17 protein-coding genes, 1 tRNA gene and 2 pseudogenes are annotated in these 23,797 nt (G+C 69.8%); 13 read left to right on the forward strand and 7 right to left on the reverse strand.

Going from position 1 to position 23,797, the window contains the following annotated elements:
• Nucleotides 1–100: 100 nt before the first annotated feature.
• The 3 genes from OG870_RS37810 to OG870_RS37820 are packed head-to-tail and all read right to left on the reverse strand — an operon-like array spanning nucleotide 101 to nucleotide 5,184.
• On the reverse strand, nucleotides 101–2,245 hold the full coding sequence (locus OG870_RS37810) for an acetate--CoA ligase family protein (RefSeq protein ID WP_327692357.1): 2,145 nt from the start codon (nucleotides 2,243–2,245) through the stop codon (nucleotides 101–103).
• A 4-nt stretch (nucleotides 2,246–2,249) separates the two neighbouring features.
• Nucleotides 2,250–3,491: a formyl-CoA transferase gene (frc, locus tag OG870_RS37815; protein WP_266525345.1), complete on the reverse strand. Its 1,242-nt coding sequence runs from the start codon at nucleotides 3,489–3,491 to the stop codon at nucleotides 2,250–2,252.
• 10 nt (nucleotides 3,492–3,501) lie between these two features.
• Nucleotides 3,502–5,184 (reverse strand): thiamine pyrophosphate-binding protein, encoded by a 1,683-nt coding sequence (locus OG870_RS37820; RefSeq protein ID WP_266591363.1) that lies wholly within the window; start codon nucleotides 5,182–5,184, stop codon nucleotides 3,502–3,504.
• Nucleotides 5,185–5,360: 176 nt separating this feature from the next.
• Between OG870_RS37820 and sucC the strand changes: the two genes are divergently transcribed.
• From sucC to OG870_RS37840, 4 genes are all read left to right on the forward strand, one after another.
• Nucleotides 5,361–6,500: an ADP-forming succinate--CoA ligase subunit beta gene (gene sucC / locus OG870_RS37825; RefSeq protein ID WP_266591365.1), complete on the forward strand. Its 1,140-nt coding sequence runs from the start codon at nucleotides 5,361–5,363 to the stop codon at nucleotides 6,498–6,500.
• An 11-nt stretch (nucleotides 6,501–6,511) separates the two neighbouring features.
• A complete protein-coding gene (gene sucD, locus OG870_RS37830) occupies nucleotides 6,512–7,429 on the forward strand; it encodes a succinate--CoA ligase subunit alpha (RefSeq protein WP_266843271.1) in 918 nt (305 codons plus the stop codon).
• A gap of 67 nt (nucleotides 7,430–7,496) precedes the next feature.
• Nucleotides 7,497–9,059, forward strand: coding sequence for an aldehyde dehydrogenase family protein (locus OG870_RS37835; RefSeq protein WP_266525353.1), 1,563 nt, complete (start codon nucleotides 7,497–7,499; stop codon nucleotides 9,057–9,059).
• 623 nt (nucleotides 9,060–9,682) lie between these two features.
• Nucleotides 9,683–9,770, forward strand: a tRNA-Leu gene (locus OG870_RS37840).
• 118 nt (nucleotides 9,771–9,888) lie between these two features.
• Here OG870_RS37840 and OG870_RS37845 read toward each other — a convergent pair.
• Together OG870_RS37845 and OG870_RS37850 are read right to left on the reverse strand one after the other, a co-directional pair.
• Nucleotides 9,889–10,539: a hypothetical protein gene (locus OG870_RS37845; RefSeq protein WP_266525355.1), complete on the reverse strand. Its 651-nt coding sequence runs from the start codon at nucleotides 10,537–10,539 to the stop codon at nucleotides 9,889–9,891.
• A gap of 562 nt (nucleotides 10,540–11,101) precedes the next feature.
• A complete protein-coding gene (locus OG870_RS37850) occupies nucleotides 11,102–12,250 on the reverse strand; it encodes an acyltransferase family protein (RefSeq protein WP_266591371.1) in 1,149 nt (382 codons plus the stop codon).
• 92 nt (nucleotides 12,251–12,342) lie between these two features.
• On the opposite strand from OG870_RS37850, the gene OG870_RS37855 reads away from it, so the two are divergent.
• Entirely contained in the window at nucleotides 12,343–12,780 is a 438-nt protein-coding gene (locus OG870_RS37855; protein WP_266525359.1) for a BlaI/MecI/CopY family transcriptional regulator, read from the forward strand.
• Between the two features lie 220 nt (nucleotides 12,781–13,000).
• Here the strand turns inward: OG870_RS37855 and OG870_RS37860 are convergent, their stop codons facing one another.
• Nucleotides 13,001–13,456 (reverse strand): tellurite resistance TerB family protein, encoded by a 456-nt coding sequence (locus tag OG870_RS37860; RefSeq protein ID WP_232650709.1) that lies wholly within the window; start codon nucleotides 13,454–13,456, stop codon nucleotides 13,001–13,003.
• 570 nt (nucleotides 13,457–14,026) lie between these two features.
• On the opposite strand from OG870_RS37860, the gene fusA reads away from it, so the two are divergent.
• Nucleotides 14,027–16,069: an elongation factor G gene (fusA, locus tag OG870_RS37865; RefSeq protein WP_266591373.1), complete on the forward strand. Its 2,043-nt coding sequence runs from the start codon at nucleotides 14,027–14,029 to the stop codon at nucleotides 16,067–16,069.
• Between the two features lie 45 nt (nucleotides 16,070–16,114).
• On the opposite strand, the gene OG870_RS37870 is transcribed toward fusA, so the two are convergent.
• Complete coding sequence (locus tag OG870_RS37870; protein ID WP_353962343.1) at nucleotides 16,115–17,887, reverse strand: coagulation factor 5/8 type domain-containing protein; 1,773 nt, start codon at nucleotides 17,885–17,887, stop codon at nucleotides 16,115–16,117.
• On the opposite strand from OG870_RS37870, the gene OG870_RS48300 reads away from it, so the two are divergent.
• The 7 genes and pseudogenes from OG870_RS48300 to OG870_RS37900 all read left to right on the forward strand — a co-directional run.
• Complete coding sequence (locus OG870_RS48300; RefSeq protein WP_353962344.1) at nucleotides 17,778–18,056, forward strand: hypothetical protein; 279 nt, start codon at nucleotides 17,778–17,780, stop codon at nucleotides 18,054–18,056. The genes OG870_RS37870 and OG870_RS48300 overlap by 110 nt on opposite strands.
• A gap of 72 nt (nucleotides 18,057–18,128) precedes the next feature.
• Nucleotides 18,129–19,445 carry an ABC transporter substrate-binding protein gene (locus tag OG870_RS37875; protein WP_266591375.1) on the forward strand — a complete coding sequence of 439 codons (1,317 nt, stop codon included), beginning with the start codon at nucleotides 18,129–18,131 and terminating at the stop codon, nucleotides 19,443–19,445.
• A gap of 5 nt (nucleotides 19,446–19,450) precedes the next feature.
• Nucleotides 19,451–20,476, forward strand: coding sequence for a carbohydrate ABC transporter permease (locus OG870_RS37880; protein ID WP_266591377.1), 1,026 nt, complete (start codon nucleotides 19,451–19,453; stop codon nucleotides 20,474–20,476).
• Nucleotides 20,477–20,483: 7 nt separating this feature from the next.
• Nucleotides 20,484–21,323 carry a carbohydrate ABC transporter permease gene (locus tag OG870_RS37885; protein WP_266592588.1) on the forward strand — a complete coding sequence of 280 codons (840 nt, stop codon included), beginning with the start codon at nucleotides 20,484–20,486 and terminating at the stop codon, nucleotides 21,321–21,323.
• A 41-nt stretch (nucleotides 21,324–21,364) separates the two neighbouring features.
• Complete coding sequence (locus tag OG870_RS37890) at nucleotides 21,365–22,729, forward strand: GH1 family beta-glucosidase (protein WP_266591379.1); 1,365 nt, start codon at nucleotides 21,365–21,367, stop codon at nucleotides 22,727–22,729.
• A 10-nt stretch (nucleotides 22,730–22,739) separates the two neighbouring features.
• A pseudogene (locus OG870_RS37895) lies at nucleotides 22,740–23,366 on the forward strand (ABC transporter permease); the annotation flags it as partial.
• Nucleotides 23,324–23,620, forward strand: a pseudogene (locus OG870_RS37900) (MFS transporter); the annotation flags it as partial. The pseudogenes OG870_RS37895 and OG870_RS37900, both read left to right, overlap by 43 nt.
• Between the last annotated feature and the right edge of the window lie 177 nt (nucleotides 23,621–23,797).

Genomic DNA, 23,797 nt, shown 5'->3' on the forward strand with positions numbered 1-23,797 from the left:
CGAAAGCTCTGGCCAGCGCCCCCTGTCCAATGCCTTTCGCGTGCGCACGGGTCCCCGGGCCGGCCGACCGCACTGCCGGCCGGCCCCGTGTTCGCTCACCTCATGAACCGCCCCCCAACCGCACCGCCGCCCGCGCCCAGCGATACTTCGCGCCGAGCACGGCCACCGGCTTCTCGGTCGTGTACGGGTACGCCACGACCCCTCGCTCGTAGAGGTACTGGCAGGCCTCCTCGACCTCGACGTCGCCCGCGAGTGACGCCACGACGGGCTTCTCGATGCCTCGCTCCCGGAACTCGGCCACCACGCGCGCGGTGAGCTCCGCGAAGACCATCGGGGGAGTGACGATGGTGTGCCAGTAGCCGAGGACGAGCGCGTGGATGCGCGGGTCCTCCAGGCCCAGCCGGATCGTCGCCTCGTACGTCGACGGCGGCTCTCCGCCGGTGATGTCGACCGGGTTGCCGGCCGCCCCGAAGGGCGGGATGAACTTCCGGAACGCCTCGTCCAGGTCCGGCGGGATCTCCATCAGGGACAGTCCGTTGTCGGTCACCGCGTCGGACAGCAGTACGCCGCTGCCGCCGGCCCCGGTGATGATCACGACGTTGTCGCCCTGAGGGGCGGGAAGCACCGGCAACGCGCGCGCGTACTCGAGCATTTCGTTCAGCCCGGGCGCCCGGATGACACCGGCCTGCTTCAGGATGTCGTCGTACACGGCGTCGTCGCCCGCGAGCGCCCCGGTGTGCGAGCCGGCCGCCCTGGCACCAGCCGCCGTACGACCGGCCTTGAGTACCACGACCGGCTTCTTCGGCACGGTCGCCTGCGCGGCCGCCACGAAGGCCCGCCCGTCCTTGAGGTCCTCCAGGTGCATGGCGATGCACTGGGTGTGCGGGTCCTCGCCGAACCAGGTCAGCAGGTCGTCCTCGTCCAGGTCCGACTTGTTGCCGAGGCCCACGATCGCCGACACACCCGTCTTCGTGGTGCGGGCGAAGCCGAGGATGGCCATCCCGATGCCACCGGACTGCGAGGTCAGGGCGACACCGCCCTTGACGTCGTACGGCGTGCAGAACGTGGCGCACAGGTCCTGCCACGTCGAGTAGTAGCCGTAGATGTTGGGGCCGAGGAGGCGGACGCCGTGCCGCTCGGCGATCGCGACGATCTCCTCCTGGAGTTCGTGCTCGCCGGTCTCCGCGAAGCCGGAGGGGATCAGCACGGCGTTGGGGATGTTCTTGCGTCCCACCTCCTCAAGGGACGAGGCCACGAACTTGGCGGGGATAGCGAAGACCGCCACATCCACCTCACCGGGAACGTCCGTGACGCTCTTGTACGCCTTGCGGCCCAGAATGTCATCGGCCTTGGGGTTCACCGGATGGATCTCCCCGGCGAAGCCGCCGTCGATGAGGTTGCGCATCACCGAATTGCCGATCTTGCCCTGCTCGTTGGAGGCACCGATGACGGCGACCGACGAGGGCTGCATCAGCCGGCGCATCGAGGTGAGGATCTCCTCGCGCGTGTACGTGCGCCGGGGCTTCGGCACCGAGTCGGCGAGGATCACGCGGATGTCCGCCGCCACGGCGCCCTCAGGGGTGGCGATCACCGGGTTGAGGTCGACCTCCGCGATCTCCGGGAAGTCCGCGACCAGTTGGGACACCCGGCGGATCTGCTCGGCGATCGCCCACCGGTCCACGCCCGCCCGGCCGCGCACACCGCGCAGGATCTCCGCCGCCCTGATCGAGTCCAGCATGGACAGCGCCTCGTCGGCACTCACGGGCGCCAGCCGGAACGTGACGTCCTTGAGGACCTCGACGAGCACCCCGCCGAGCCCGAACGCGACGACCTTCCCGAACGTCGGGTCCGTCACCGCGCCGACGATGACCTCCTGCCCCTGCGGGAGCAACTCCTGGACCTGTACGCCTTCAATGCGCGCGGACGCGGCGTACGCGCGCGCGTTCTCGATGATCTTGTGGAACGCGGCCCGCACGTCCGCAGCGCCCTCGACGCCGACGATCACCCCGCCCGCGTCGGTCTTGTGCAGGATGTCCGGAGAGACGATCTTCATCACGACGGGCCCGCCGAACCGCGCCGCGTACGACACGGCCTCGTCGACGTCGGTCGCCAACTCCTCCCCGGGGACGGCGATCCCGTACGCGTCGGCGATCACCTTGCCCTCGGGCGCGGTGAGCGCGGTCCGCCCCTCGGCCCGCACAGCGTCGAGGAGCGACTGCACCCTCAGCTCCCGGTCTTCGGCCATCACGTCAGATCACTCCGTTCGACTTGAGCAGGCGCAGTTCCTCGTCGCCGAGGCCGAGTTCGCCGATGTAGACCTCTGCGTTGTGCTCGCCGAGCAGGGGTGAACCGGTCACCTGCACGGGGGAGTCGGAGAGCTTGAGGGGGCTGCCCACCGTCACGAACTCGCCCCGCTCGGGGTGCGGCACGGTGACGACCATCTCGTTGGCGACCAGCGAGGCGTCCTCGATGATCTCCCTGGTGGACAGGATCGGCCCGCACGGGATGTTGTGGGCGTTGAGCCGCTCCAGCACCTCCCACTTGGGCAGCGTCGAGGACCACTCCTCGATCAGCTGGAACATCTTGTTGAGCTTGGGCAGCCGGGCCGCGGGCGTCGCCCACTCGGGGTCCTCCGCCAGCTCCGGCCGGCCGATGAGCTCGCTCAGCGGCTTCCAGCCGACGGGCTGCACGATGACGTACACGTAGTCGTTGGGGCCGCCCGGCGCGCACTTGACCGCCCAGCCGGGCTGGCCCCCGCCGGACGCGTTTCCGGACCTGGGAACCTCGGTGCCGAAGTCGTCGTTGGGATATTCAGCGAGTGGGCCGTGGACCAGACGCTGCTGATCGCGCAGCTTCACCCGGCAGAGGTTGAGCACAGCGTGCTGCATGGCCACGTTCACCCGCTGACCACGCCCGGTGTGCTCACGCTGGAACAGCGCCGCGAGTATCCCCGCCACGGCGTGGACGCCCGTGCCCGAGTCCCCGATCTGGGCCCCCGTCGCCAGCGGCGGCCCGTCCTCGAAACCGGTGGTCGACATCGACCCGCCCATGGCCTGTGCGACGACCTCGTACGCCTTGAAGTTGGTGTACGGGCCCTCGCCGAACCCCTTGATGGAGGCATAGACGATTCGCGGATTGATCTCCTGGATGCGGTCCCAGGTGAAGCCCATACGGTCGACCGCGCCCGGTCCGAAGTTCTCGACCATGACGTCCGAGCGCCGGATCAGCTCGGTGAGGATCTCCTTGCCGCGCTCGGTCTTGGTGTTGAGGGTGATGCTCCGCTTGTTGCAGTTGAGCATCGTGAAGTAGAGGGAGTCGACGTCCGGGAGGTCGCGCAACTGCCCGCGCGTGATGTCACCGGTCGGCGCCTCCAGTTTGACGACGTCCGCGCCGAGCCAGGCGAGCAGCTGGGTCGCGGACGGCCCGGACTGGACGTGGGTCATGTCGAGGACGCGGATGCCTGCGAGGGCCTTGGTGGGCGTTCCAGTCATGCGGGCCACCTCACTTGTACATGGTCTGGTTCATGGTTCCGGGGGCGTATGCGTCCGGGTCGACCCAGACGTTGATCAGCGACGGCTTGCCCGACTCGCGGGCACGCCGCAGCGCCGGGCCGATGTCGGCGGGGTCGCGGACCTCCTCGCCGTAACCGCCCAGCATCTGGGCGAACTTGTCGTAGTGGACGTCGCCGAGGGTGTTGCCGATCCGCTCGCGCTCCAGGCCGTACTTCTGGGCCTGGCCGTAGCGGATCTGGTTCATGGAGGAGTTGTTGCCGACGATGCCGACGAAGGGGAGGTCGTAGCGGACGAGAGTCTCGAAGTCCCAGCCGGTGAGGGAGAAGGCGCCGTCGCCGAAGAGGGCCACCACCTCCTTGTCGGGGCGGGCCTGCTTGGCCGCGAGCACGAAGGGGACGCCGACGCCGAGGGTGCCGAGCGGGCCCGGGTCCATCCAGTGCCCGGGTGACTTGGGCTGGACGACCTGTCCGGAGAAGGTGACGATGTCGCCGCCGTCGCCGATGTAGATGGAGTCCTCGGTGAGGAAGTCGTTGATCTCGCTGACCAGGCGGTACGGGTGGATCGGTGAGGCGTCCGACCTCAGGCTCGGCAGCCGCTTCTCGATGGCGCTCTGCTCGGCCGCGCGCAGCTCGTCGATCCACTCCTTGCGCCTGGACGCACCGCCGTTGATGCGCCCCGAAGCGGCGTCGGCGACCGACTTGAGGACGAGTCCCGCGTCGCCGACGATCCCGAGGTCGATGTCGCGGTTCTTGCCCACCGTCCGGTAGTCGAGGTCGATCTGCACGACGGTCGCCTCCGGCGACAGCCGCTTGCCGTAGCCCATGCGGAAGTCGAAGGGCGTGCCGACGATGACGATGACATCGGCGTTGGAGAAGGCGTAGCGGCGCGACAGCTGGAAGTGGTGCGGGTCGCCGGGTGGGAGGGTGCCGCGGCCGGCACCGTTCATGTAGGCCGGGATGTTCAGGGCCCGTACGAGGTCGATGGCGGCTTCGGTGCCCCTGGTCGTCCAGACCTGGCTGCCGAGCAGGATGGCCGGTTTCTCGGCGTGCACGAGCAGGTCGGCGAGCTTCTCGACTGCCTCGGGGTCGCCGGCCGAGCGGGTCGAGGCGCGGTAGGCGCCCTGCTTCGGCACCCGCGCCTTGCTCACCGGCACCTTGGCGTCCAGCACGTCGCGCGGGATCTCCAGGAAGGAGGGCCCGGGCGCACCGTGATAGCACTCGCGGAACGCCATCGACACCATGTCGGCGGCGCGGGCCGTGTCCGGCACGGCCGCCGCGAACTTGGTGATCGGCGTCATCATGTCGACGTGCGGCAGGTCCTGCAGGGACCCCATCTTGTGCTGGGTGAGGGCGCCCTGGCCGCCGATCAGCAGCATCGGGGACTCCGCGCGGAAGGCGTTGGCGACACCGGTGACGGCGTCCGTCGTGCCAGGACCCGCGGTGACGACCGCGCAGCCGGGTTTGCCGGTGAGGCGGGCGTAACCGTCGGCGGCATGGGCGGCGACCTGCTCGTGGCGGACGTCGACGACCTCTATGCCCTCGTCGACGCAGCCGTCGTAGATGTCGATGATGTGGCCGCCGCACAGCGTGTAGATGCGGTCGACCCCCTCGGCCTTGAGTGCCTTGGCAACGAGATGACCACCGGAAATCACGTCCTGGGTGTCGTCGGGCATGGCGAAGTCCTGTCCCTTCGTAGGGGGTTGGAACGCTCTCTCGTACATTGCATACAGTCGACGAATACTGTATGAAGCTTGTTATCCCGCATCCGGTGGGTGGTGTCCAGGGGGCGTGCGGCACTTTTCGGGGACCTGGGGTCGGCCCCCGGAAGATCCAACAGACAGGAGCCGGAATGGACCTGTACGAACACCAGGCAAGGGAACTCTTCGAGGAACACGGCATCGTGGTGCCGAGGGCCGAGGTCACCGACTCGCCCAGGGAGGCACGCGAGATCGCCCGCAGGCTGGGCGGGCGAGTAGTGGTGAAAGCCCAGGTGAAGACCGGTGGGCGGGGCAAAGCGGGCGGCGTGAAGCTCGCTGCCGACCCGGCCGCCGCGGAGCTCACGGCACGCCAGATCCTCGGCATGGACATCAAGGGCCACACGGTCGGCAAGGTGATGCTGGCCCAGCCCGTTGAATTCGCGGCCGGCGAGAGCGAGTTCTACGTCTCCTACGTGCTCGACCGCGCGGCGGGCACCTTCCTCGCGATCGCCTCGGCCGAGGGCGGCATGGAGATCGAGGAGGTCGCCGCGAGCCGCCCGGAGGCCGTCGCCCGTATCCACATCGACCCGGCGGAGGGCGTCACCTCGGCGAAGGCGGGTGAGATCGCCGAGGCTGCGGCGCTGCCGCCGCAGACCGTCGACGTTCTCGTACGACTGTGGGAGGTACTCGTCCGCGAGGACGCGCTGCTCGTCGAGGTCAACCCGCTCGTGATGACGAAGCAGGGGCAGATCCTCGCCCTCGACGGCAAGGTCACCCTCGACGACAACGCCCGCTTCCGGCAAGCACGCTGGGGCACGCAGGACGTGGAGCACGACGTCGCGCTGGAGGCGACGGCAGCAGCCAAGGGCCTCAACTACGTGAAACTGGACGGCGAGGTCGGCATCATCGGCAACGGCGCCGGCCTGGTCATGTCGACCCTCGACGTGGTCGCGGGCTGCGGAGCGCGGCCCGCGAACTTCCTCGACATCGGCGGCGGGGCCTCCGCCCAGATCATGGCCGACGGCCTCTCGGTCATCCTCTCCGACCCGGCCGTGAAGTCGGTCTTCGTCAACGTCTTCGGCGGAATCACCGCCTGCGACGCGGTCGCCGACGGCATCGTGCAGGCGCTGGACGCCGTCCGGTTGACCAGACCGCTGGTCGTGCGCCTCGACGGCAACAACGCGGCCCGCGGCCGCGCCATCCTCGACGAGCGCGCGCATCCCCTGGTCCAGCAGGCTACGACCATGGACGGCGCCGCCCGCCGCGCCGCCCGACTCGCCACCACTGGTTGAAGGAGCCCGACATGGCCATCTACCTCACCAAGGAGAGCAAGGTCCTCGTCCAGGGCATGACCGGCGGCGAAGGCATGAAGCACACCCGGCGCATGCTGGCGGCCGGAACGAACGTCGTCGGCGGCGTCAACCCGCGCAAGGCGGGCCACACCGTCGACTTCGACATCCCCCAGTTCCTGAACGGCCCGGGAGGCGTCCCCATGACCGTCCCCGTCTTCGGGACGGTCGCCGAAGGCATCCACGCGACCGGTGCCGACGTCACCGTCGTCTTCGTGCCGCCCGCCTTCGCCAAAGCGGCCGTCATCGAGGCCGCCGACGCCGGCATCGGCCTCGCGGTCGTCATCACCGAGGGCATCCCCGTCCATGACTCCGTCGCCTTCCACGCCCACGCGAAGGCGAAGGGCACGCGCGTCATCGGCCCCAACTGCCCGGGCCTGATCACCCCCGGCCAGTCCAACGCGGGCATCATCCCCTCCGACATCACCAAGCCCGGCCGCATCGGCCTGGTGTCCAAGTCCGGCACCCTCACCTACCAATTGATGTACGAACTGCGCGACATCGGCTTCTCCACCTGCGTCGGCATCGGCGGCGACCCCGTCGTGGGCACCACGCACATCGACTGCCTGGCGGCCTTCGAGGACGACCCCGACACCGATCTGATCGTCCTCATCGGCGAGATCGGCGGCGACGCCGAGGAACGCGCGGCCGCGTACGTGCGCGCCCACGTCACCAAGCCCGTCGTCGGCTACATCGCCGGGTTCACCGCCCCCGAGGGCAAAACGATGGGACACGCGGGAGCCATCGTGTCCGGGTCCTCCGGCACCGCACGGGCGAAGCAGGAGGCGCTGGATGCGGCCGGGGTGAGTGTGGGAAGCACACCGACCGAGACGGCGAAACTTGTGCTCGCCCGTCTCGAAGAGGGGCGATAGAACCCTCATAGTCGATGTTAGCCACGCATTCCCGCCCCCGACTGTGCACCGAGAGCGGAGCAACCCGATGGCAACCACCCTCACCCCGAACACCCGTACCCTCACCCTCAAATCAGGCACGTCCTGGACCGACGCCTGGCAACGCTGCCTCGCTGCGGCCCCCGAGGCCTTCCAGGACGACCGCGTCCTCAACCTCTGGAACTCCGCCTGGCAGGCGGACGGCCGGGCCCTGCCCGCCACCAGTCCCGTCGACGGCAGCCCCATCGCCGGTCCGCCCCGTCTGGACCGGGACACCGCGCACCAGGCCGTCCGCGCCTCGCTCGACCAGCACCGCGCCTGGCGCCACGTCCCGCTGGGGGAGCGCCGCGCCCGCGTGGCGGCCACCCTCGACGCGCTCACCGAACACCGTGAACTCCTCGCGCTGCTGCTGGTCTGGGAGATCGGCAAGCCCTGGCGGCTCGCGCAGGCGGACGTCGACCGGGCGATCGACGGGGTGCGCTGGTACGTCGACGGCATCGAGCCGATGGTCGACGGCCGGACCCCGCTGGACGGACCGGTCTCCAACATTGCGAGCTGGAACTATCCGATGAGCGTGCTCGTTCACGCAATGCTGGTCCAGGCTCTGGCCGGCAACGCGGTGATCGCCAAGACCCCGACCGACGGCGGTGTCGCGTGCCTGACCCTGGCCTGCGCGCTCGCCGCCCGTGAGGGGATTCCCGCCACCCTCGTCAGCGGCAGCGGGAGCGAGCTGTCCCAGGCGCTGGTGCGAGCCCCCGAGATCGGCTGCGTCTCCTTCGTCGGCGGACGCGACACCGGCGCCGCCGTGGCCACCGCGGTCGCCGACCTCGGCAAGAGGCACGTACTCGAACAGGAAGGACTCAACACCTGGGGCATCTGGAACCACTCGGACTGGGACGCGCTCACCGCGGTGATCCCCAAGCTCTTCGACTACGGCAAGCAGCGCTGCACGGCATACCCGCGCTTCGTCGTGCAACGGCGGCTGTTCGACGAGTTCCTGGCGGCCTACCTGCCGGCGGTGCGCACGCTCAGGGTCGGACACCCGCTCGCCGTCGAAGAGCGCGACGATCCGTATCCGCAACTGGACTTCGGACCGGTGGTCAACGCGGCCAAGGCCAAGGAGCTGCACGACCAGATCGCCGAGGCCATCGACCGCGGCGCCGTCCCGCTGCACCGCGGCAGTGAGACCGACGCGCGCTTCCTGCCCGGCCAGGACACCTCGGCGTACGTCCAGCCGGTCACGCTCCTTGGCCCGCCGCCGTCCTCACCCCTCCACCACGCGGAGCCGTTCGGCCCGGTCGACACGATCGTCCTGGTCGACACGGAGGCGGAGCTGCTGGCGGCGATGAACGCCTCCAACGGCGCGCTCGTGGCCACGCTGTCCACGGACGACAGGGCGACCTTCGACCGACTGGCCCCGCAGATCCGCGCGTTCAAGGTCGGCCACGGCAAGCCCCGCTCCCGCGGCGACCGCGACGAACTGTTCGGCGGCTTCGGAGCGTCCTGGCGCGGCGCGTTCGTCGGCGGGGAACTGCTCGTGCGTGCGGTGACGCAGGGCCCGTCGGCGGAGCGGCCGCCCGGGAACTTTCCGGACTACCACCTCATGCCGTGACGGCCGGCCGGGTGGCGTCCCCGGTGTCCTCGTCTCGTCGAGGACGCCACCCGGCGATGACCTCGCATGACATCAGATGACCTCGGATGACCTCAGGGGCCAACCACCGTGCCAGGCCCCGCGGGCAGGGGCGCGGCAGACTCGGTACGGCGCGATGCACCGGGAATTCCGCCGGCGCCCGGCGCCCGGCGCCCGGCGCCCTGCGGCTGATGTGTGCCTCCGACCCCTGCCCGACCCCGAGCCCCATCACCCGTCGCCCGCCCGAGATCACGTCCGTCCGTGGACGTGATCCTGCCCAGCACGCCCGGGGGACGGATCCGGTTGCTGGTCACCAGCCCCACCCGAGCCGAAGGCGCTCCGTCTGCGCGGCAGGCGCGCTGAGCAGGGGTCGGTGGTCGGCCTTCATGTCTGTCCGTCCTCGGGGGCAGCCCGCCTTCTCCGCCTGACACACGGACTCGCGGCCGTAGCGGACCGATCACTTCCGGTGACGTTCCAGTGCCCGGTCAGGCCCGTCCGGGGCCGAGCTCCGTGGCCCGGATATGCAGGTGAAGGGCACTCCGAAACATTGGTATTGTTGTCCATGTCGCCGCGGGGAACACCCCAGTCCAGGCGGCAGACACCTTGTCCGGGTGGCGGAATGGCAGACGCGCTAGCTTGAGGTGCTAGTGCCCTTTATCGGGCGTGGGGGTTCAAGTCCCCCCTCGGACACCAGTTAGGCAGTTACCAGCTGAGACCCCTGTTGATCAGGGGTCTTTTGCATGTCCGGAAGTGGGTCGGCGGCCCGACGGGCGTCGGCCGACCCGACTTGCGCTAGCCGGCCCGACTTGCGCTAGCCGGCCCGGCGGCGCCGGCCGCCGTAGAAGGTGGCGCCGGCCGTCAGCAGGGCGAGGCCCGCGCTGATCGCGACGGTCAGTTCGGTGGTGTGCTGCTGGTCCGGGCTGTCGGGCAACCGGGGGTCCAGCAGGCCGAGTGGGTCCTTGCGGATCTCGACGTGGTCGCCGACCTTGGCCTGGCCGAAACAGTTCTCCTGCTGGGACACCTCGTACGTCCGGTGCTCGCCGCCGGTCTCCCGGACGGTGCAGAACATGTCCGCACCGTGTCGGTTGTGCCGGTCGGTCACCTCCGTCACCACGGCGGCGACGGGCTCACCCACGGACTTCATGTAGACCTCGTACACCGCCGGCCCGGCGAAGAGCATCAGCGCGAAGCCGCCGACGGAGGCCAACGACGCGGCACCGGCTCGATGCCAGGAGCCCCCGATCAGACAGGCGGCGACCGCGACGGACACCAGCATGGCGACCACGCCGATCCAGGTCATCCACTGGCCGATCCCCGCGCCCAGGATCATCGAGCCCGGCAATGCAACCGCCCAGGCAAGGGAGTTGAGCGCCTTGCGCGCACCGGACCTCGGTGGACGCGGGCCGCGTGCCGCACTTTCGCGCGCCCCGCTCGGTGCCACTGCCGTCTCGTACCTGCTCATGTCCCCCGCTTTGACCACCTGCATCATCCGACGCCACCGTATCCGCTCCCCGATCGGGAGCGAACACGGTGGCGGCCGACGCCCCGGCGACCTTGGTGTCCTCGTTCAGTTCGCGCACCGGGCGGGCCGGGCCGCGGGCGCTCGTGGTGCGGCCCTGGGCGTGGGCCACCAGCGCGTCCCAGGCGTGGACGGAAGAACCCGGCACCGCGTCCCCGTAGTGCAGCAGCGAGGAGAGTGCGTGGGGGATCGCGGGCTTGGACACCGAGCCCAGGCCCAGGGCGCGGACAGAGATGCCGAGTTGGGCGCGGGCCAGGGGCGAGGCGGTCGGCGGAGACGTAGGCGAACCCCTGGGCGACGAACCAGCCGGTGCGCGCGGTCAGTACGAACATGGCCAGCAGGCCCAGGAGGGGGCTGGTGGTACTTACAGGCGGGTCGATCGGGAGAGGTTACCCCGCTGGGTGCCGCGATCGGGCTCGCTGCTGCGGGAGGGCAGAGGACCCTGCCCCGCAGGGTCCGTCGGTCGGGGGCGGACAACGCAGTGGCCCCTGTTGCTCGGTAGGTGTCAGGACAGCGCTCGTGACGCGGATCGAGTTCCCTGCTCGCGGGCCGGCTGCGGCGCCCCGCGTGTGTCTCGTCGAAACGCCCACCCCAATGTCGGCTCCACGGCGAAGCGGAAGATCCGCCGGACGGGCGGTGTGCACAGCACGGTCACGATGGCACCGGCGCCGAGTGTGACGGTGATCTCGCCGAGCGGCCCATGGATCCAGCCGGGGGTGTACCAGCCCCAGAACTTCGACCCCTGGGCGACGAAACCGTGCAGCAGGTAGCCGTACAGGGTGCCCGCACCCAGTGCGGTGAACCACATGCGGCGCCCCGGCACCCAGGCGAGGAAGCAGGCGACCAGGACCATCGAGCAGCCGAAGACGGCCAGCGTCATCACCGGCCCGTACCAGGCGGGCGCACCCAGCTCCTGGGCGCTGTCGCGGTGGAAGAACCAGGCGCCGGTCATCCGGGGGGCCGCCCAGTACGACACGGCGAGCGCGCCGGCGAACACCGGCACGGCCAGCGCACGCACCCGCCAGCGGCGCACCAGCCGGAAGTGCTCGGGCCGCAGGCACAGGCCGAACACGAAGTAGGGCAGGAACTGCAGCACACGCTGCAGATCGAGGTCGTTGCCGATGGACGGGGAGACGGTCGCCAGCATCGCGACGACGAGCGCGGCCGGAAGCGGCCACCGTGCGTTCCGCCAGATCGGCGTCGTCAGCCGCCAGATGAACAGCGCGATCAGGAACCACGTCAGATACAGGGGGTCCAGTACGGAGACCGGCCGGTCCGGGACTCCGTCGGTCCAGCGGGTGAAAAGGGTGTATGCCGCCTCGAAGACGACGTACGGGACGGCGATGCCGGTCACGAGCCGTCTGATCTTCGCCGGGCTCGCGTCGAACCCACGGGAGAAATAGCCGGAGATGACGATGAACGCCGGCATGTGGAAGGCGTAGACGAGGTTGTAGAGCGCGGTGACGGTCCGGCTGCCGTCCCGCAGCGGCTCCCACGAGTGGCCCATAGCCACCAGCACGATCGCCAGGTACTTCGCATTGTCGAAATAGGCGTCGCGCTGTGTCGCCCGCCCTTCTTGCGCACCCCGTGCGGAAACCTCGCTTCCGGGGGAGTGTCGGGCCTGGGTCACGGCTGTGGTCTGGGGGTGGGACATCCCACGCGCCTCACCGGTTCTGTGAGACGTAAACCCCCTCTCACTACGATGGAGCGGGCGCCGGCCGGTGCGGCGCACTACCGGGAGGTGGCGTGGGGACGCAGGACAGGAGTGGCGGCCCGGACGCGGACGTGCCTGCTCGCCGGCGCGGACAGGGGGAGCTGGAGGCCCAGGTGCTGTCCACCCTGCGGGCCGCGCCGGAGCCGGTGCCGGCGGGCTGGGTGCGCGAGCGCCTCGGCGGCACCCTCGCCTACACCACCGTCATCACCATCCTGACCCGGCTCCATGCCAAGGGCGTGGTGACCCGGCGGCGGGTGGGCCGCTCCTTCGCGTGGACGGCCGCGGCAGGCGAGGCGGGCCTGGCCGCGCACCGCATGCGCAGGGTGCTGGACGGTGAGGCCGACCGGGAGGCGGTGCTGGCCAGCTTCGTCTCCTCCCTGCCGCCCCAGGACGAGGAACTGCTGCGCAAGCTCCTTCAGGAGACCGGAGCCAGTGACGGTGACTCGCGTGAGGAAGGCCGGGAGCCCTGATCCACGGGCGTGAGCGGGTCGCCACCCGCGCGATCGCCAAGGCAGCCCGTCCCCCCCGGCCGGCGCCCGCGCCCACCCCTGGCCGCTCTCTCCGCCATGTCCTCGGCGAACTCGGCGAACTCGGCGAACTCGGCGAACTCGGCGAACTAGGCGGTCACGATGTTCCTGGTCCTCAAGGCGGCGACCCCGCTGTAGACAGCCGGGGGCGCCGCCGGGCCGGTCAGAGGTCGAACTCGTGCGGCGGCAGGTCGAGGGTGAAGCACGCCTCCCGCACGACGGCCTGCTCCGTCTTGTCGAAGTCGCCGTCGGCGCCGCCGATCACGATGCCGATCTGGACGACGGCACGGGCCTCGGCGGGCTTCTTCTTCGCCTTGGCGATCTCCTGCAGCACGCTGACCTTGCCGAAGGCGAAGTCGGTCGTCAGCTTGTTCAGGTTCTCCTCGAAGCGGCGGCGCAGGTCGTCGGCGGGGAAGTTCTGGAGGACCTCGTTGGTGGCGATGAGCTGGGCGACGCGCTGCCGCTCGGCCGGGTCGATGGTGCCGTCGGCCGCGGCGACCAGGGCGCACATCGCCATGCTGGCGTCGCGGAAGGCGCCGCTCTTCAGGTCGTTCTTCTTCGCCACGAGCTGGGTCTGCATCGTCGACGCGGATTCCTTGATGCGGTCCCACAGGGCCATGAGAACTCCAGACGTTCAGGTCGGGGCTCGGCCCGCCCGGTCGGCGGCCCGATACCTCATCGGTATCTACAGCAACGTAGAAACTATTGGCCCGGCGGATAAGTTCCGACCGTTTCCGCAAAGTTCACGAGGCTGCCGGGGCCCGCGGAAGCCGGGGCCCGCAGAAAATGCGGTGACCCGCTCCCCTCGCGTTCCCTACACTCACCACGCATCGTGCGTCGCCGTGACGTGCGGGACGAGTGACGAGGGGAGACCGGCCGTGCAGTACCGCACCGCTGTCGTCGTCCCCCGCTCGCAGTACGAGGTGATCCTCGTGTCCTCGTCCTCCCGGTGCCCGCTGCGCGGCCGGCACCGGATGCCCGTGACGAGCGACTGAGCACCTCAACACCAGCCGTACGACGGCCTGTTGACGTCCCATCAAGCCATGGTCATGCCGTGGTCATGCACCCATGCATGCCTCTCATGGCCTCTCATGGCCCCTCATGGCCCTCAAGGCTTCTCATGCTCCTCGTACGGGAATCGCGCCGTCCCTGTTCCGATCGCCAAGATCAGCAGAAAGGCCAACCGGCCGTGCGTACCAACCTCAACACCCTCGCCGTCGTCCGCAACCTCGGCATCCTCGCCCACGTCGACGCCGGCAAGACCACCGTCACCGAGCGGATCCTGTACGCCACCGGCACCACGCACCGGCGCGGCGAGGTCCATGACGGCACCACCGTCACCGACTTCGACCCGCAGGAGCGCGACCGTGGGATCACCATCTTCGCCGCGGCGGTGAGCTGCGCCTGGGACGGCCACCGGATCAACCTCATCGACACTCCTGGGCATGTGGACTTCGCGGACGAGGTGGAGCGCTCCTTGCGGGTGCTCGACGGCGCGGTTGCGGTGTTCGACGCCGTGGCGGGGGTCGAGCCGCAGAGCGAGTCGGTGTGGCGGCAGGCCGACCGGCACGGCGTGCCGAGGATCGCCTTCGTCAACAAGCTGGACCGCGCGGGCGCCGACCTCGACGCGGCCGTAGCGTCGATCCGGGAACGGCTCCATCCGGCGCCGCTGGTCGTGCAGTTGCCGATCGGCGCGGAGGACGGGTTCAGCGGTGTCGTCGACCTCGTGCGCATGCGGTCGCTGATCTGGGGCGAGGGGAGCGACACGGCCGTGGAGGGGCCGGTGCCCGAGGAGTTGCGCGAGGAGGCGTACCGGCGTCGACGGCAGTTGGAGGAGACAGTGGCCGAACTGCACACCGGCGCGCTGGAGGAGTTCTGCGCGCAGTCGGCCCTTTCCCCGCAGACCCTGGTCGCCGCCCTGCGCGAGCTGACCCGCAGCGGCGAAGGCGTGGTCGTGCTGTGCGGTTCGGCCTACCGCAACCGCGGGATCGAGCCGCTGCTCGACGCCGTGGTCTCGTATCTGCCCTCGCCGCTCGACGTGCCCGCCGTACGGGGCACGTTCGAGGGTACGGAGCAGGAGCGGGTGGCCGATTCGGCGGCGCCGTTCGTGGCGCTGGCGTTCAAGGTGAACGCCACCCCGACCGGGCGGCTGACGTATCTGCGGGTGTATTCGGGAACGATCGAGAAGGGAGACGCCGTGTGGGACGCGGGCGCGCGCCGCAGCGAGCGGATCGGGCGGATCCTGCGAGTCCAGGCCGACCGTCACGCCCGCCTGGACCGGGCGGTCGCCGGGGACATCGTCGCCGTGGTCGGGCTGAAGTCCGCCCGCGCCGGCTCGACCCTGTGCGCCCCCGGCGCCCCGATCGTCCTCGAACCGCCCGGTGCCACCGAGCCGGTGGTCTCCGTGGCGGTCGAGGCCCGTACGTCGACCGACGCCGACAAGCTGGCCTCGGCGCTCGCGCGGCTGACCGAGGAGGACCCCTCGCTGGTCGTGCGGACCGACCCCGAGACCGGCCAGACGGTGCTGTCGGGGATGGGTGAACTGCATCTGGAGATCGCCGCGGAGAAGGTCCGTCGCGCCCACGGGGTGGAGGTCAACGTCGGCCGTCCGAGGGTGAGTTACCGCGAGACGGTCGGACGCGGGGTGTCCGGGCTGATCTTCCGGCATGTCAAACAGGACGGCGGAGCGGGGCAGTTCGCGCATGTCGTCCTCGATGTCGAGCCGCTGGAGGACGGGTTCGAGTTCCGCTCGGCCGTCGTCGGCGGGCGGGTGCCGCAGGAGTACGTCCGGGCGGTCGAGGCCGGCTGCCGCGACGCCCTCGCCGAGGGCCCGCTGGGTGCGCATCCCGTGACCGGGCTGCGCGTCACCCTCACCGACGGGGCGACCCATGTGAAGGACTCCTCGGACACCGCCTTCCGCACGGCAGGCAGGCTCGGTCTCCGGGAAGCCCTGCGCACCTGCGCGATGGTCCTTCTGGAACCGGTCGTGGAGGTCACGGTCACCGTTCCCGAGGACGCCGTCGGCGGAGTGCTCGGCGACCTCGCCGCCCGCCGCGGCCGGGTCTCGGGCTCGGCCACGCGCGGCGGCGCGGCGGTCGTCACGGCCACCGTGCCGCTGGCCGAACTCTTCGGCTACGCGACCCGGTTGCGCAGCCGGACGCAGGGCCGGGGCACCTTCACCGCCCGGCCCACCGGCTACACACCGGCACCGGCCGTGACACCGGTCCGGTGACCGTCCGGGCGGCCCCTCCCGCAAGCGGGAGGGGCCGCCTCCGGCTCACGGGTACGACACCACCGTGGAGGGCACCGTCGACGTCCCCGACGTGGGGGAGCCCGTCTCGTTGATGACGCGCTCGTACTGGCCCTTGCCGCCCAGGGAGACCACCAGCAGGTCGTGGAAGCGCACTCCGGCCCGGTTGGGCGCGGCGAAGCCGCTGTGCTGCACGATCGTCGGGTCGACGTTGTAGTAGCAGTAACTGCCCAGGCCCCAGCCCTCGTGCGCGGTGACGCCGTCGCCGACCTTGTAGGCGGCGTACCCCTTCACCGAGCCGTTCTGGATGGCGGCCTGGTTCGGGGCGTCGTAGGCCTTCTCGTTCTGGAAGAAGATCGTGCGCCCCCGCTGCCCGTTCCACTGCACGTCGTACTTGTTGAAGTGCTCCACGAACAGGCCGGTGCACAGTACGTCGTCGCCGTTCACGACCACCCCGTAGTCGGCCCGGTTGGTCTCCCAGCCGACGCCTTCGCCGTGGTCGGCGCGCCACACCCAGGTGTGGTCGACGATGGTGTGCCGGCTGTTGACGACCATGCTGGTGGTGGCCTTGCCGGCGCCCGCGCCGCCGATGCGGACGAAGACGTCCTGGACGGTGGTCGGGTTGGCGGAGTGGTCGCGTGAGGCGCCGCGCGGGCCGATCTCCAGCAGGGTGGGGGAGTTGACCTGCCCGGCGTCGACCAGAAACCCCGCCAGCCGTACACCGTCGACATCGGCGACGCGCAGAGCGGTGACTCCGTTGTCGGGTACGAGAGTCGCGTAACCGAGGCCCAGGACGACCGTGTTGGCACGGTTCACCTGGACAGGCTGGTCGAGGTGGTAGATCCCCGGCGTCAGCAGCAGGTGAAGTCCCTGCGCGAGCGCCTGGTTGAGGGTCGCCGCCGAGACGCCCGGTTTGGCGACGTAGAACTGCGACAGGGGCAGCGAGGTGCCGCGCGGGGTGCCGTTGCCCCAGGTGACCCCGCGGGCGTTCGTCCGCTTCTCCGGCAGGAAGACGTGGAGATCCGAGCTGCCGGTGACATGGAGGAAGGGCTTCTCCCGGGAGACCGGGGTGGTGTCGAGCGTCGTGTACGGCGGGTTCGGGAAGCTCTGCGCGGGGGCGCCCTCGACGCCGGAGAACACCATGTTCCAGACGCCGTTGAGCCAGCTGCCGATCGCGCTGTCCCGGGTGTACCACTGCTGCTGCGAGTACGGGCCGACCTGGCCGTCGATGCGGCTGTCGGCAATGTAACCGCCGCTCGCCCAACCGTAGCCCGTGGGCGAGAGGTTGAGGCCGCCGCGGACGTGCATACGGCGGAACGGGGCCGCCTGGGCGACCGCCCACCGGTTGGTGCCGTTGGCCGGTGCCAGGGCCAGGTTCTCCGCCGAGCGCCAGAAGTTCTGCGTCGCGTTGCCGTTGAACCAGCCCGCGTCGACGGTGACGTCCCCGTTGATGGTCGTGTCGTCGGGGGAGAGGCCCAGGCCCATGATCGAGGTGTAGAAGCCGAGTTGGGCGTTGAGGCCGTTGTACGTGCCCGGCTTGAACAGCAGCGCGTAGCGGCCGGTGCCGAACTGGGCCGACTCCTGCTGCCTGAACACCTCGTCCAGCTTGGCCTGGATGCCCGCCGTGGACGGGTCGAAGACGAGGACGTTCGGGCCGAGGTCGCCGCCGCCGGGGAGCCGCCGCGGCTTCCTGACGGAGTGCGGAGCAGGGGTGGCGGGGGCCGCCGTGGCCGGAGCTGCGGAGGCAGGGGCGGACAGACCGAGTGCGGCGGGGGCTGCGGCGGCCGCCGCGGCGAGCATGGATCTCCGGCCGATGTCAGGCATGGGCATGGGGCGGCTCTCCTGTTCAGGAAGTGAACGGGGTGGGGTCTGGGAGCGCTCTCTTGCCGGTGAATGCTTCAACTACCCGAACGGGCGCGTCAAGAGGTGCGGCCGGAGTTCCACAAGGGTTGCCGTACCCCTTGACTAGCCCATCCCCTGAGGTTTAACTCACGTCCTAAATTAAGTCATGAGTGCAATCCCTGAAGGGACACCGGGAGCCATGCGCAGCATCCGAGCCGCGGCCGTAGGCGCCGTCACCATGTCACTCGCCCTTGCCGCCTCGGCCTGCGGAGGCGGTTCGTCGACGGGCGGCGGGTCCAACGACTCGCCCAAGACACTCACGTACTGGGCCTCCAACCAGGGCGCCAGCATCGCCGTCGACAAGAAGGTCCTGCAGCCCGAGCTCGACAAGTTCGAGAAGCAGTCGGGCATCAAGGTGAAGCTGGAGGTCGTGCCCTGGTCCGACCTGCTGAACCGGATCCTCACCGCGACCACCTCAGGTCAGGGCCCCGACGTCCTGAACATCGGCAACACCTGGAGCGCCTCCCTGCAGGCGACCGGCGCGCTGCTGCCGTGGGACGCCAAGAACTTCACCAGGATCGGCGGCCGTGACCGCTTCGTGGACTCGGCGCTCGGCTCGACCGGCGCGGAGGGCAAGGACCCGGCCGCGGTCCCGCTGTACTCGATGGCCTACGCCCTCTACTACAACAAGGAGATCTTCGCCGACGCCGGCATCACCAAGCCCCCTGCCACCTGGGACGAGCTGATCGCCGACGGCAAGAAGATCAAGGCGAAGGGCAAGTCGCCGCTCGGCGCCGAGGGTTCGAACCTGTCGGAGAACATCCACCATGTCTTCGTCTTCGCCAAGCAGCACGGCGCCGACTTCTTCACCGCGGACGGCAAGGCCGACTTCACCAACGACGGCGTGGTCACCGCGGTCAAGCAGTACGTCGACCTGATGGCCAAGGACAAGGTCATACCGACCGGCGACGCCGAGTACGCGCAGAACCAGTCGGTGAGCGACTTCGCCAAGGGCAAACAGGCGATGCTGCTGTGGCAGTCCGCCGCCGCCAACCTCAAGTCGCAGGGAATGAGCGACAGTTCGTACGGTATCGCCCCCGTGCCCGTGCAGTCCGGCACGCCTGGCACCGGCACTCAGGTCAACTCGATGGTCGCGGGCATCAACCTCGCCGTCTTCAAGAACACCGACAACCTCGACGGCGCCACCAAGTTCGTGACGTTCATGACGAGCGACGCGGAACAGAAGATCCTCAACACGGCGTACAGCTCGATTCCGCCGGTCAGGGCGGCTCAGCAGGACCCCACCTTCAACTCCGCGTCCAACTCCGTACTCAAGAACACCCTCGCCACGAGCGCCGCGGCGCTGCCGCAGGTCGCCGACGAGTCGCAGTTCGAGACGACCGTCGGTACGGCCGTCAAGGACCTGTTCGCCGATGTGGCGGCCGGACGCGCGGTCACCACCGACTCGGTGAAGGCCAAGCTCCTGAAGGCCCAGCAGCAGATGCCGGCGAAGTGAGCCCGATGACCACCACAGCCCTCAAGGAACCGGTGAGGGGGGCTTCCCCCGGTGCGGCGGCGCGCGAACCGCGTCGCCGCACCGGGCGGATCCGCCGGATCGGCCTGCCCTACCTGCTCCTTCTGCCCGCCCTGCTGCTCGAACTCCTCGTCCACCTCGTGCCGATGGTCGTCGGCATCGTGATGAGCTTCAAGGAACTCACGCAGTTCTACATCCGCGACTGGGGCGCCGCGCCCTGGTCCGGCCTCGACAACTACAAGGTGTCGGTGGACTTCGACGCCCCCGTCGGCAGCGCGCTGCTCCACTCCTTCTTCGTCACCGTCGGCTTCACCCTGCTGTCGGTCGGCCTGTGCTGGCTGATCGGCACGGCGGCCGCGGTCTACATGCAGGACGCCTTCCGCGGCCGGGGCCTGCTGCGGGCGCTGTTCCTGGTGCCGTACGCGCTACCGGTCTACGCGGCCGTCATCACCTGGGTGTTCATGTTCCAGCACGACAACGGCCTGGTGAACCACGTCCTGCACGACCAGCTGCACCTCACCGACAAGCCGTCCTTCTGGCTCATCGGCGACAACAGCTTCTACGCCCTGCTCACCGTGTCCGTGTGGAAGGGCTGGCCGTTCGCCTTCCTGATCGTGATGGCCGGACTCCAGAACATTCCCCGGGAGTTGTACGAGGCGGCGGCACTGGACGGCGCCGGCATGTGGCAACAGATCCGCCGCATCACCCTGCCGTCGCTGCGACCGGTCAACCAGGTCCTGGTCCTGGTCCTGTTCTTGTGGACCTTCAACGACTTCAACACACCCTTCGTCCTGTTCGGCAGGGCCGCCCCGGAGGCCGCGGACCTCATCTCGGTCCACATCTACCAAGCGTCCTTCGTCACCTGGAACTTCGGCACCGGCTCCGCGATGTCCGTACTCCTGCTGCTCTTCCTGCTGGTCGTGACGGGCGTCTACCTGCTGCTCACGTCGCGAGGACCTCGTGGATCCCGAGGACCCCGTGGATCCCGGGGAAGGCAGACGGCCGATGTCTAGATCCCCCATGGCGCCGCCGAGTTCATTCCTCTGGTCCCGGCGCGTCTTCCTCACCCTGCTCACCGGATTCGTGCTGGTGCCGGTGTACGTCATGATCTCCAGCTCGCTGAAGCCACTCGCCGACGTGACGGGCGAATTCCACTGGCTCCCCAGCAATCTGACGGTCCGTCCGTACATCGACATCTGGTCGACGGTCCCGCTCGCGCGGTACTTCGTGAACTCGCTGATCGTGGCCGGCTCGGCAACCGTTCTCTCCGTGGTGATCGCGGTGTTCGCGGCGTACGCCGTCAGCCGCTACAACTTCCGCGGCAAACGCGTGTTCACGGTCACCGTCCTGTCCACGCAGATGTTCCCGGGCATCCTCTTCCTGCTCCCGCTGTTCCTCCTCTACGTCAACATCGGCAACGCCACCGGCATCGCCCTGTTCGGCTCCCGCGGCGGCCTGATCCTCACCTACCTCACCTTCTCGCTCCCCTTCTCCATCTGGATGCTGATCGGCTACTTCGACTCGGTGCCGCGCGACCTCGACGAGGCGGCGCTGGTGGACGGCTGCGGCCCGCTGGGCGCGCTGTTCCGGATCGTCGTACCCGCCGCGATCCCCGGCATCGTCGCCGTCGCCGTCTACGCCTTCATGACCGCCTGGGGCGAGGTGCTCTTCGCCTCCGTCATGACCAACGACGCCACCCGCACCCTCGCCGTCGGCCTCCAGGGCTACTCCACGCTCAACGACGTCTACTGGAACCAGATCATGGCCGCCTCGCTGGTCGTCAGCCTGCCCGTGGTCGCGGGTTTCCTCCTGCTGCAGCGCTACCTCGTCGCCGGGCTGACGGCGGGAGCAGTCAAGTGAACCCTCGCGCAACCAACTCCACGTATCTCGAAGGGACTTCCGTGTCCGACCGCATAGACCTCGCCGCCTTCCCGCACGACTTCCTGTGGGGCACGGCCACAGCGGCGTACCAGATCGAGGGAGCCGTCGCGGAGGACGGGCGCGCTCCGTCGATCTGGGACACCTTCTCGCACACGCCCGGCAAGGTCGCGGGCAACGACAACGGCGACGTCGCCTGCGACCACTACCACCGCTGGCGCGAGGACATCGGCCTGATGCGCCAACTGGGCACAAACGCCTACCGGTTGTCGATCGCCTGGCCGAGGGTGCTGCCGGCCGGCGACGGTCCGGTCAATCCCAAGGGCCTTGCTTTCTACGACGAGTTGATCGACGGTCTGTTGGAGGCTGGCATCACACCTTCCATCACCCTCTACCACTGGGACCTCCCGCAGGCTCTCCAGGACCGGGGCGGCTGGCCGGAGCGGGACACCGCCCTCGCGTTCGCCGACTACGCGGCGGTCGTCGCCGAACGCCTCGGCGACCGCGTGACCCACTGGGCCACCCTCAACGAACCCCTCTGCTCGGCCTGGATCGGCCACCTGGAAGGCAGGATGGCCCCAGGCCTGACCGACCTGACGGCCGCTGTCCGGGCCTCCTACCACCTACTCCTTGGCCACGGTCTCGCCGTCGGGGCGATCCGCGCCGCGGCCCCGTCCGCACAGGTCGGCCTCGTCACCAACCTGTCCACGGTCCACCCGGCCACCGACCGCGACGAGGACGTACAGGCCGCCCGACGCATGGACGGCCACGTCAACCGCTGGTGGCTGGACCCGGTGCACGGCCGCGGCTTCCCGTCCGACATGCGCGAGGTGTACGGAGTCGAACTCCCGGAACGGCAAGGCGACTTGGCGACCATCGAGGCTCCCCTCGACTGGCTCGGGCTGAACTACTACATGCCGGCCACCGTCGCCAACGCCCCGTCCGCCCCCGCACCCCACGTCCGGTCCGTCCGCCGCCTCGGCGTCCCGCGCACCGGCATGGACTGGGAGGTCGACCCGACCGGCATCGAGACCCTCCTGCTCCGCCTCACCGACGAGTACGGCGCCCGACGCCTGTACGTCACGGAGAACGGCTCCGCCTATCCCGACGTCGTACGCGCCGACGGGAGGGTGGACGACCCCGAGCGCCGGCACTACCTCGAACGCCACCTGGCCGCCTGCGCCTCGGCCGCCAGGAAGGGCGCCCCGCTCGCCGGCTACTTCGCCTGGTCGCTGCTGGACAACTTCGAGTGGGCGTACGGCTATGACAAGCGGTTCGGGTTGGTCCATGTGGACTACCGGACGCAGGTGCGGACCATCAAGGGGACGGGGTATCGGTACGCGGACATCATCCGTGAGCATCGAGGGCGGGTCCGGCACGCCGCCTGACGGCGGCTCGCGGTATCGGGCCGACCTCGTCGACACCGTCAACGCCGTCCCGCCGGTGCTCGGCGCACTCCTCGTCACCGCCGTCGCGGGCAGCGGACCGGCCACGCCCGCGCTCGCCGTGAGTGCCGTCGCCTGGGCACCTCTCGCCGTGCACACCTCCGCGCTGTTGAGGCAGGAACGCGCGGCCCTGCACATCACCGCCACCCGGGGCCTCGGCGCGGGCCGCCGACACCTGCTCCGCCACGAGCTGCTGCCCGCCGTCCTGCCGCCCGTCACCCGCCATGCCCTGCTGCGCCTGCCCGGCACCGCCCTCGCGCTCTCCTCGCTCGCCTTCCTCGGTCTGGGCGCGCAGCCGCCCTCCCCGGAGTGGGGCCGGCTGCTCGCCGAGAACCAGCCCTACGCCGAACGCGCCCCCTGGGCGGTCATCGCCCCCGCCGCCGTCCTCGCCCTGCTCGGCGCGCTGGCGGTCAGCGCGGGTGGGGGAGTGCGACGACCGAGGCGTCGTACCGCCGAGGGGACCTTGGCTTCCGAACTCTCTTTGTGTACAAGGGAGTTGGTGGACGCAAAGGGACGACCTCACAGTCGTAGGTCGGCATGCGCGGGGCGGAGGGCCGTACCCGTCTCACCCTCTTGCTGAGACTTCTGATCCTCACCCAACTCGCCTTCAACCTCGGCTTCTTCGCGGTGCTGCCCTTCCTGGCGGAGCACCTTGGGCAGGCGATGGGGACGGCGGGCCGGCCGGTCGGGTTCGTGCTGGGGCTGCGGACCTTCAGTCAGCAGGGGCTGTTCGTGGTGGGTGGCCTGCCGGTGGCCGGCGTGCTCCTCGGGGTGGGGCTGCCTGTGGCCGTGTCCTGGCTGGTGTCGGCCGCGACAACGGCCGTGGCGAGCGGGATGTCGGCGCGTCGCGCAGCGTCGGTGGGCCGGCGTCATGGAGATCCAGGTGGAGCTCACCCGGCAGGCGAATCAGGAACCTGGCGCGGGGTCGCGGAGTGGTCGGGGCGGTGCGGCATGAGGTGCTGGGCCCCGCTCGCCTGCCAGGGCGCGCGTGCGGGCCGTCGACCTGTCCTC

It is taken from the genome of Streptomyces sp. NBC_00461 (assembly GCF_036013935.1).
GTDB lineage: Bacteria > Actinomycetota > Actinomycetes > Streptomycetales > Streptomycetaceae > Streptomyces.

Excerpts from the sequence above, each read along its gene's own strand:
- OG870_RS37810 (WP_327692357.1), bottom strand. The coding sequence starts at position 2,245 with ATGGCCGAAGACCGGGAGCTGAGGGTGCAGTCGCTCCTCGACGCTGTG.
- frc (WP_266525345.1), bottom strand. The coding sequence starts at position 3,491 with ATGACTGGAACGCCCACCAAGGCCCTCGCAGGCATCCGCGTCCTCGAC.
- OG870_RS37820 (WP_266591363.1), bottom strand. The coding sequence starts at position 5,184 with ATGCCCGACGACACCCAGGACGTGATTTCCGGTGGTCATCTCGTTGCC.
- sucC (WP_266591365.1), top strand. The coding sequence starts at position 5,361 with ATGGACCTGTACGAACACCAGGCAAGGGAACTCTTCGAGGAACACGGC.
- sucD (WP_266843271.1), top strand. The coding sequence starts at position 6,512 with ATGGCCATCTACCTCACCAAGGAGAGCAAGGTCCTCGTCCAGGGCATG.
- OG870_RS37835 (WP_266525353.1), top strand. The coding sequence starts at position 7,497 with ATGGCAACCACCCTCACCCCGAACACCCGTACCCTCACCCTCAAATCA.
- OG870_RS37845 (WP_266525355.1), bottom strand. The coding sequence starts at position 10,539 with ATGAGCAGGTACGAGACGGCAGTGGCACCGAGCGGGGCGCGCGAAAGT.
- OG870_RS37850 (WP_266591371.1), bottom strand. The coding sequence starts at position 12,250 with ATGTCCCACCCCCAGACCACAGCCGTGACCCAGGCCCGACACTCCCCC.
- OG870_RS37860 (WP_232650709.1), bottom strand. The coding sequence starts at position 13,456 with ATGGCCCTGTGGGACCGCATCAAGGAATCCGCGTCGACGATGCAGACC.
- OG870_RS37870 (WP_353962343.1), bottom strand. The coding sequence starts at position 17,887 with ATGCTCGCCGCGGCGGCCGCCGCAGCCCCCGCCGCACTCGGTCTGTCC.
- OG870_RS37875 (WP_266591375.1), top strand. The coding sequence starts at position 18,129 with ATGCGCAGCATCCGAGCCGCGGCCGTAGGCGCCGTCACCATGTCACTC.
- OG870_RS37880 (WP_266591377.1), top strand. The coding sequence starts at position 19,451 with ATGACCACCACAGCCCTCAAGGAACCGGTGAGGGGGGCTTCCCCCGGT.
- OG870_RS37885 (WP_266592588.1), top strand. The coding sequence starts at position 20,484 with ATGGCGCCGCCGAGTTCATTCCTCTGGTCCCGGCGCGTCTTCCTCACC.